Here is an 8249-nt window from a genome sequence, read left to right as displayed (position 1 = left end):
CCTCTTCGCGGCGCCGGGACCATACACAACCACCGACGACCCGCCATCATTCCCGGGGTACAGCGCCCGCCGAAGCGGGCGGCCCCCGGGGTTGGGCCTTCCTCGGCCGTGCACCCGTGTTCAACGACCGGCGGCCCGCCATCATTCCGGGGACCGGGCACCCGCCGAAGCGGGCGGGCTCGCACACACCTGCTGGAAACGGACACCCTTCACGTCGGCGCGCAAACTACGCAGTGGCGCAGCGGGCGGCAATGAGCGTGCCACGGGTTACCCTGACAACATGTCGGCCACCATCAGCGCACACCTCGCCCGACCCGGGCGTCCCGCCGTGGTGGCCCGCGCCCTCGCCGAGCTCACCGGCCCCACCCGGGGCATCGTCGAGCTACCGGTACGCCTGATGTGGAACAGCGAACGCGCCTTCGACCTCGACGACCCGGACGATCTGCTCTGGATGTACGAGAACGTGCTGCGGGAGACCAACCGGATCGAGGACCTGCGGGAGCTGATCGACGGGCGGACGCTACACCGGGTGTGGCGGCGGCTGAACCTGCCGCGGGGTGTACGCCTGGCTTGGGAGAGCCGGCACCGGGACCTGCGTACCGCGTGAGCCATCTGCACGACTTCTACCGGGACGTGGCCCGGGTGGCCCTGGCGGCCGCCGGTCCGCACCGGTTCGTGCTCGGCGGCGGAGTGGCCTGGGCGGCGCACGGCCTGGTCACCCGGCCCACCGAGGACGTCGACCTCTTCGCCGACGTGGAGGGTGCCGCCGCCGCTGCGGCCGCCGAGGTGCGGGCCGCACTGGAGGTGGCCGGGTATCGGGTGGTCGACGCGGACCCGGACAGTGAGCTGGCGGAACTGTTCGACGGCTTCGACCGGGACCTGCGGGACTTCGTGGTGAGCCGGGACGGCCGGCAGATCCGACTTAGCCTGGCCCGGCTCGATCGGTATCGCAGCCCGGTGGTGATGGACCTGGGCCCGGTGATGGACGTCCGCGATCTGGTCGCCAACAAGACCGCCGCGCTGGTCAACCGGCGGGAGGTACGCGACTACATCGACGTCTCCGCCGCGCTCGGCCGGTATGAGGTGACCGAGTTGCTGGCGCTGGCCCGCCAGGTGGACCCGGCGCTGGAACTGGCGGATGTTCGGGCGGCGGGACGCTACCTGGACGAGCTCCCCGACCGGCGCTTCGCCCGTTACGGGCTGGACGCAGATCAGGTCGCCGAGGTCCGCCGTCGGATGGCCGCCTGGCCCCGCTGACCCGGTGTCGAACGGCCCCCGCCGACGGTGGCCGACTTGCCCTGTTTGACCGATGTGGAGACGACCATGGGGTGACCTCCGTGTTACAGCTAAACGGCCAGAAATGCTGAGGAGGTGAAACACCTCGGGGCGATGTGGCGCCCGTGACAGGAGGTGGTTATGGTGCGCAACGGCGCCTACGAGGCGCGTCTACCCCCATGGAAAGGCACCTCATGACCTCCTCCTCCGGCGCCTCGCGCCGTCAGGTGTTGGCCGTCGCGGCGGCCGCCGCGACCGCGCCCCTGCTCGCTGGCTCCCCCGCGCAGGCGGGCGAGGCGAAGGGCAACGCCCCCAAGATCTGGGACCTGACCGTCCTCGGCACCTCGGACACCCACGGCAACGTATACAACTGGGACTACTACAACGACGCCGAGTACGACGACAGCCAGCACAACGACGTCGGCGTGGCGAAGCTGGCCACCCTGGTCAACCAGATCCGCACCGAGCGCAAGGGCAAGGCGACCCTGGTGCTCGACGCCGGCGACACCATCCAGGGCACCCCCCTGGCCACGTACTACGCCAAGCAGGAGCCGATCACCGTCACCGGTGAGACGCACCCGATGGCCAACGCGATGAACGTCCTGAACTACGACGCCGTCACGCTGGGCAACCACGAGTTCAACTACGGCCTGCCGCTGCTGGCCAAGTGGATCGAGCAGCTCGGCTTCCCGGCGCTCGCCGCCAACGCGATCAACGAGAAGACCGGCAAGCCGGCCTACCTGCCGTACGTGATCAAGCCGGTCAACCTCGGCGGGCACGGCGCTCCGGCGCTGAACGTGGGCATTCTCGGTCTGACCAACCCCGGCGTGGCCATCTGGGACAAGGGCAACGTCGAGGGCAAGCTGCTCTTCGAGGGCATGGTCGAGACCGCCGCGAAGTGGGTGCCGATCATGCGGGACCGTGGCGCCGACCTGGTCATCATCTCCGCCCACGGCGGCGACAACGGCACCTCCAGCTACGGGCCGGAGCTGCCGAACGAGAACCCGGTCCGGCTGATCGCCGAGCAGGTGCCGGGTATCGATGCGATCCTCTTCGGACACGCGCACAGCGAGATCCCGGAGCGGTTCGTCACCAACACCCAGACCGGCGAGCGGGTGCTGACCTCGGAGCCGTCGCGGTGGGGCCAGCGGCTGACCCGGATGGACTTCACCCTGACCCGGGAGAAGGGCCGCTGGCAGGTCGCCGCCAAGGGCGCCACCATGCTGAACACCAACACCGTGGTCGAGGACCCGGCGGTGCTCGCGGCCGTGCGTGGCCAGCACACCAAGACGGTCGACTACGTCAACCAGGTCGTCGCTCGGTCCACCGTGGAGCTCTCCGCCGCCGAGTCGCGGTACAAGGACACCCCGATCCTGGACTTCATCAACCATGTCCAGACCGACGTGGTGGCCACGGCGCTCGCCGGCACCGCGTACGCGGGCCTGCCGGTGCTGTCGATCGCGGCGCCGTTCAGCCGTACCGCGGTGTTCCCCGCCGGGGACGTGCGGATCCGCGACGTCGCGGGCCTCTACGTGTACGACAACACCCTCGAGGCGGTCGTGATGACCGGCGCCGAGGTGAAGGAGTACCTGGAGTACTCGGCGAAGTACTTCCGCACGCTGCCGGTCGGTGCGGCCGTCAACCCGGCCACCATCAACGACTCGAGCGTGCCGGACTACAACTACGACACGATCTCGGGTGTCGACTACGACATCGACATCTCGAAGCCGGTCGGCCAGCGGATCACCCGCCTGGTCCTGCCGGGCACCGGCACCCCGGTCGCCGCGGACGCCCAGTTCGTGGTCGCGGTGAACAACTACCGGCGCAGCGGTGGCGGCAACTTCCCCGGCGTCGTGAAGACCCAGGTCTACAACGAGCAGCAGGAGATCCGCCAGTTGCTCATCGACTGGGCGCAGGCCAAGGGCGCCATCGACCCGGCCGACTTCTTCGTGCCGAACTGGAAGCTGGTCCGCGAGGGCCTGCCGGTCTTCTGATCCGTACCAGTCCGGCGGGCCGTGGGTGTGCCACCCGCGGCCCGTCGGGCGTTTCCGGGCTCAGCCCGGGCTGTTCCGCAGTGCCCACTCCTCGGGGCCGCCGGCCGGCTCCGGGCGGTCCCGCCGGGCGTCCGTCTCCGTCAGCGCCACCCGTTCCTCGGGACGCACCGCCGGCGGCAGTTCGCCGAACCGCACGTGCCGAAGGAACGCGTACTCCTCGTCGGTGAACGACTCGCTCGACTCGCTCATGACCGCATTGTGCGCCCGACCCACCACTGCCCGCATCAACCGGGACGACACGGGTATGTCGTCCCGACCGGCACTCGGCGAGGATGTGGAGGACGACCATGCGCGCGGTGCGGATGACCGCCCCCGGAGTCCTGGAGCAGGCCGAGCTGCCTACCCCGGCGGCCGGCCCCGGCGAGGTGCTGCTGCGCGTCGGCGCGGTCGGCGCCTGCCACTCCGACCTGCACATCCTCGACGCACCGGCGGGGATTTTCCCCATCCCGCTGACGCTCGGGCACGAAATCGCCGGCATTGTCGACCAGGTCGGCCCCGGGGTCTCCGGCTGGTCGCCCGGGGATCGGACCGCGGTCTACGGAATCATCGGCTGCGGCCACTGCCGCGCCTGCCTGCGCGGACTGGAGAACCAGTGCCGGGTCGTGCCGGTGGGCGGCATCGGGCTGAGCCGCGACGGCGGGCTGGCCGAGTATGTGGTGGTGCCCGCGTCCCGGCTGCTGCACGTAGGGGACCTGGACCTGAGCCAGGCGGCGCCGCTGACCGACGCGGGACTCACCCCGTACCATGCCATCGAGTTGGCGCGACCGAAGCTGCGTCCGGGCACCGCCTGCGTGGTGATCGGGATCGGCGGACTGGGCCACATGGCCGTGCAGATCCTGGTGGCCACCACGGCGGTACGGATCATCGCCGTGGACACCAGTGTGGCCGCGCTGGAGCTGGCCAGCCGGTTGGGCGCGCACGAGGTGGTGCAGGCCGGGCCGGACGCCGTGGAACAGATCCGGGCACTGGTGGGCCCGCCGCCGGACGGGGCGGACGTGGTGCTCGACTTCGTGGGGGCGGACCCCACCCTGATCACCGCCCGGCAGGTGGTCGCCACCGGCGGCAAGCTCTTGCTGGTCGGCCTCGCCGGGGGCACGCTCCCGGTCCGGCCGGTCGCCGACGAGCCACCGACCGTGCCGCTGGAGACCGGCGTCGTGGTGCCGTTCTGGGGTACCCGGGCCGAACTCCAGGAGGTCATCGCCCTGGGTCAGGTGGGCCAGTTGCACGCCGACGTGCAGACGTTTCCCCTTGAGCGGGCGCCGGAGGCGTACGAGGCGCTGCGCCGAGGGGAGATCCACGGCCGGGCGGTCATCATGCCCTGACCGGCCGGGGGCTCCGGCCTCACCGGGATGCCCTCGGACGGCGGCCCGGCAGCCGGTCCAACATGGCCAGACCCGCCCGGACCGGCCGGCGGGCCAGGGCGCGGTCGAAGCTGGTCCGGCCCTGGCAGAACCGAACGAACATCCGCCAACCGGGCGGGGTGGCCAGCAACGCGTGAAACACGTCGGGCCGGCGCTCGAAGACCTCCAGCAACCGGTGCCCGGCCCGCATCTCGGGCACCAGCCGTCGGTTCACCTCGCGCTCGTACGCCTCCGGATCGCCGCCCGCGATCGCCTCGCCGGCCAGCCGGCCAGAACGCAGGGCGAAACTGATCCCCTCCCGGCTCCACGGTTCCAGCAGGCCGGCCGCGTCACCGGCGACCAGCACCCGGCCTCGACGCAGCGGCGAGTCCTCCGTCCGGCACCGGGTCAGGTGGCCCGAGTCGTGCTCCGGGGTCAGCTCGGACAGGCCGAGCCGGGCCACGAAGTCGCGCAGGTAGGCGCGGGTCCGCTCCCCGTCGCCCCGCGCGGAGATGACGCCGACGGTGAGCCGGTCACCCTTGGGAAAGACCCAGGCGTACGACCCGGGCACCGGCCCCCAGTCGAGCAGTAGCCGACCCCGCCAGCGCTCCTGCTCGGCGGGTGGGACGGGCAGTTCCAGCTCCAGCCCCAGGTCGACCTGCCGGTGGGCCACCCCGACGTGCCGGGCGGTGACGCCGGAGGAGCCGTCCGCGCCGATGACCGCTCGGGCGCGTACGGTGTCGCCGTCGGCCAGCCGCAGGCGTACCTCGTCGGGGTCCTGCTCGACGGCGCGGACCGCGACGCCCTCGCGGACCTCGGCCGCGGCGGCGACCGCGGCGGACCGCAGCCGGTGATCGAACTCCTCGCGGCGGATCATGCTCACCAGCGGTTCAGCATGCCGGCGGGTGAAGCCGCGTCGCCCGTCCCGGGTGAATGTGACCCGGTCGACCCGGTCGTGGACCGGCACGTCGATCCGGTCGGCGACCTCGGCCAGCGATGCGCCGATCAGCCCGCCGCCGCAGGTCTTGTAGCGAGGGTGGGTGGCACGTTCCACCACCAGGGTGCGGACGCCGGCCCGGGCCGCGGCGTGCGCGGCGGAGAGTCCGGCAGGGCCGGCACCGACGACGACCAGATCCCAGATGATCACTGATGCAGCCTAGGGTACGGCCCGCCGACGGCACCCCGCACGCGCCCGGCGGCACCCTCGTTCGGGTGGGCATCATCGGAGGTCCTCCGGGTAACCGCCGGGCGCAGACCACCCGCCGGTCGGGCGGGTCACGCCGAGGAGGGAACGATGCAGCAGGTACAGCTGTCGGACATCGAGCAACGGGTGTACCAGGCGGTGACCGCGCTGGAGGTGCGCGGGCACGTACCCTATCCGGGCCAGATCGCCGAGGAGGCCGGGATGACCGAGGAGGAGCTGCGCGAGCCGTTGCACCTGCTCACCGAGCGGGGCCTGCTGCACCGGGAGGACTCCCCGATGGCGGGCCTGGACTTCGGGCCACGGTGGTGCGCACGCCAGATGGCGTAACCCGGCCGGTTGCCCCACGATTGGCCGGGGTGGCGATCGGGGACGCGTGAGCGACGGCCTTGGGGGGCGCGATGAGCACGGACCGGTCGGCACCGGCGGACACCGCCGGGTACGACGACCGGCGCCGCTGGCGGGCACTCGGCGTCGGCCTGGTCGCCGCGTTCATGACGCTGCTGGACGTCAGCATCGTCAACGTGGCCGTACCGTCGATCGACCGGGCCCTGAACGCGACGCCGAGCGACCTGCAGTGGGTGCTCTCCGGGTACGCGCTCACCTTCGGCCTGATCCTCGTGCCGGCCGGGCGGTTCGGTGACGCGCGCGGCCGGCGCATCGCGTTCGTGGCCGGGCTGGTCCTGTTCACACTGACCAGCGCGGTGGCCGGGCTGGCCGGTTCGCCACTGTGGCTGATCATCGCCCGGCTCGTCCAGGGCGCCGCCGCCGGGGTGGTCAACCCTCAGGTGAGCGGCATGATCCAACAGCTCTTCCGGGGCGCCGAGCGGGGCCGGGCGTTCGGGCTGCTCGGCGCCACGATCGGCATCTCCACCGCGGTCGGCCCGCTGCTCGGCGGGCTGCTCATCCAGCTCGGCGGCGAGCAGCACGGCTGGCGGTACGTGTTCTTCGTGAACGTGCCGGTCGGCATCATCGCCGTGATCCTGGGCTGGCGGCTGATGCCGGCCCGACCCGCCGGCGTGCCCGACCGGCACCGGCTCGACCCGGTCGGCGTGCTGCTGCTCGGTATCGGGGTGACCCTGGTGCTGCTTCCGCTGGTGCAGCAACAGCAGTGGCACGGCGGGGCGAAGTGGTTGCTCATCCCGGCCGGACTGGTCTTCCTGGCCGCGTTCGGCCTTTGGGAGCGCCGGTACGCGCGCCGCCAGCAGCCCCTCTTCGACCTGCGGCTGTTCTTGCTGCGCTCGTACACCCTGGGAACACTGATCGGTCTGTTCTACTTCGCTGGATTCACCGCGATCTTCTTCATCTTCACCCTCTACCTGCAGATCGGGCTCGGTTACAGCGCCCTCGCCGCCGGTCTGGCCATCACCCCGTTCGCCCTCGGTTCGGCGGTGGCGGCCGCAGTGGGCGGCCGGGTGGTCAACCGGTACGGCCGGCCGCTGGTCGGCATCGGCCTGCTGGTGGTGGTCGTCGGCCTCGCCGCGACCGTGTGGGTGCTGCACAGCTCGTCGCACGTCTCGGTGCCGGTGCTGACCGCGGTGCCGTTCCTGGTGGCCGGGCTCGGCAGCGGTCTGGTGATCGCGCCGAACCAGACGCTCACCCTCTCCGAGGTGCCGGTGCCGCAGGCCGGCAGCGGGGCCGGCATGCTGCAGACCGGCCAGCGGATCGGGTCGGCCGCCGGGATCGCCGCGGTCGGGTCCGTGTTCTTCTCGACCCTGGGCAACACGCGGGGAGACTGGTCGACCGCGTTCCGGCATGCTCTGGTGCTGGCCGCCGGGATCATCGCGCTGGCGCTGGTCGCGGCGCTGGTCGACGTCGTGCTGGGTCACCGCCGGTCTCCGGCCCGCTCCGGCGCCTCCTGATCATCCGCGGCCGGAGGCTGGTTGCGGGGGTTGTTGCTGCCGTGGCTCTGGGTTGGTGGTCGCTTTCCGGGGGCTGGTTGCTGTTGTGAGCTGGTTGCTCTGGCTGGGCTGGTTGCTCTCGGGGGCTGGTTGCTGTCGGGGGCTGGTTGCTCTGGGTGGGTTGGTTGCTGTTGGGGGCTGGGGGCGAGGGTGCCCGGCTCCGGGCGGTCAGGCTTGATCCCTGCGCCGGTCACCCTCGCCCCCAGCCCCGTCGTGCGCCCTCACCGCCCGCCCGTCACTGTGTTCTCCCGGCACGAGCGGGTGTGGCTTGCGGATCTTGGACAGTTACCGGTCGTGGTGGACGGTAACTGTCCAAGATCTGGAGACGTCGCTGGCCGGCACCCCTGTGTTCGGGGTGCCGGCCAGCGGCGTTGTGCTTGTGTGGTTGTCAGCTGTTCCAGTACTGGGCGACCAGATCAGCGGCCTGCTGCTCCCACTGGGCGTAGGCATCCGGGTACGCCGACACCTGCACCGTCTG

The 8249-nt window shown here is 71.6% G+C and carries 8 protein-coding genes; 6 read left to right on the top strand and 2 right to left on the bottom strand.

Annotation, left to right across the window (positions count from 1 at the left end; translation table 11 throughout):
• Positions 1-280: 280 nt before the first annotated feature.
• From ACIRG9_RS31430 to ACIRG9_RS31420, 3 genes are all read left to right on the top strand, one after another.
• Positions 281-607: a hypothetical protein gene (locus tag ACIRG9_RS31430; RefSeq protein WP_402864137.1), complete on the top strand. Its 327-nt coding sequence runs from the start codon at positions 281-283 to the stop codon at positions 605-607.
• The gene (locus ACIRG9_RS31425) at positions 604-1257 is read left to right on the top strand and encodes a nucleotidyl transferase AbiEii/AbiGii toxin family protein (protein ID WP_402864134.1); all 654 of its coding nucleotides are present in this window, start codon (positions 604-606) and stop codon (positions 1255-1257) included. Before ACIRG9_RS31430 ends, ACIRG9_RS31425 begins: the two co-directional genes overlap by 4 nt.
• Before the next feature lie 212 nt (positions 1258-1469).
• Positions 1470-3269, top strand: coding sequence for a bifunctional metallophosphatase/5'-nucleotidase (locus ACIRG9_RS31420; protein ID WP_402864140.1), 1800 nt, complete (start codon positions 1470-1472; stop codon positions 3267-3269).
• Positions 3270-3329: 60 nt separating this feature from the next.
• Here ACIRG9_RS31420 and ACIRG9_RS31415 read toward each other — a convergent pair whose 3' ends face one another.
• On the bottom strand, positions 3330-3518 hold the full coding sequence (locus ACIRG9_RS31415; protein ID WP_402864131.1) for a hypothetical protein: 189 nt from the start codon (positions 3516-3518) through the stop codon (positions 3330-3332).
• A gap of 98 nt (positions 3519-3616) precedes the next feature.
• On the opposite strand from ACIRG9_RS31415, the gene ACIRG9_RS31410 reads away from it, so the two are divergent.
• Positions 3617-4651, top strand: coding sequence for an NAD(P)-dependent alcohol dehydrogenase (locus tag ACIRG9_RS31410; protein WP_402864128.1), 1035 nt, complete (start codon positions 3617-3619; stop codon positions 4649-4651).
• 19 nt (positions 4652-4670) lie between these two features.
• On the opposite strand, the gene ACIRG9_RS31405 is transcribed toward ACIRG9_RS31410, so the two are convergent.
• On the bottom strand, positions 4671-5816 hold the full coding sequence (locus ACIRG9_RS31405; RefSeq protein WP_402864125.1) for a geranylgeranyl reductase family protein: 1146 nt from the start codon (positions 5814-5816) through the stop codon (positions 4671-4673).
• 147 nt (positions 5817-5963) lie between these two features.
• Between ACIRG9_RS31405 and ACIRG9_RS31400 the strand changes: the two genes are divergently transcribed.
• Together ACIRG9_RS31400 and ACIRG9_RS31395 are read left to right on the top strand one after the other, a co-directional pair.
• Positions 5964-6200, top strand: coding sequence for a hypothetical protein (locus tag ACIRG9_RS31400; protein ID WP_402864123.1), 237 nt, complete (start codon positions 5964-5966; stop codon positions 6198-6200).
• Positions 6201-6271: 71 nt separating this feature from the next.
• Entirely contained in the window at positions 6272-7732 is a 1461-nt protein-coding gene (locus tag ACIRG9_RS31395; protein WP_402864121.1) for an MFS transporter, read from the top strand.
• Positions 7733-8249: the final 517 nt, after the last annotated feature.

Origin of the sequence: Micromonospora sp. NPDC093277, assembly GCF_044765245.1 — a bacterium.
Lineage (GTDB): Bacteria > Actinomycetota > Actinomycetes > Mycobacteriales > Micromonosporaceae > Micromonospora.
The sequence above is the reverse complement of the archived record's forward strand: the minus strand, read 5'-3'. Positions and strand labels throughout refer to the sequence as shown.

Excerpts from the sequence above, each read along its gene's own strand:
- ACIRG9_RS31430 (WP_402864137.1), top strand. The coding sequence starts at position 281 with ATGTCGGCCACCATCAGCGCACACCTCGCCCGACCCGGGCGTCCCGCC.
- ACIRG9_RS31420 (WP_402864140.1), top strand. The coding sequence starts at position 1,470 with ATGACCTCCTCCTCCGGCGCCTCGCGCCGTCAGGTGTTGGCCGTCGCG.
- ACIRG9_RS31415 (WP_402864131.1), bottom strand. The coding sequence starts at position 3,518 with ATGAGCGAGTCGAGCGAGTCGTTCACCGACGAGGAGTACGCGTTCCTT.
- ACIRG9_RS31410 (WP_402864128.1), top strand. The coding sequence starts at position 3,617 with ATGCGCGCGGTGCGGATGACCGCCCCCGGAGTCCTGGAGCAGGCCGAG.
- ACIRG9_RS31400 (WP_402864123.1), top strand. The coding sequence starts at position 5,964 with ATGCAGCAGGTACAGCTGTCGGACATCGAGCAACGGGTGTACCAGGCG.
- ACIRG9_RS31395 (WP_402864121.1), top strand. The coding sequence starts at position 6,272 with ATGAGCACGGACCGGTCGGCACCGGCGGACACCGCCGGGTACGACGAC.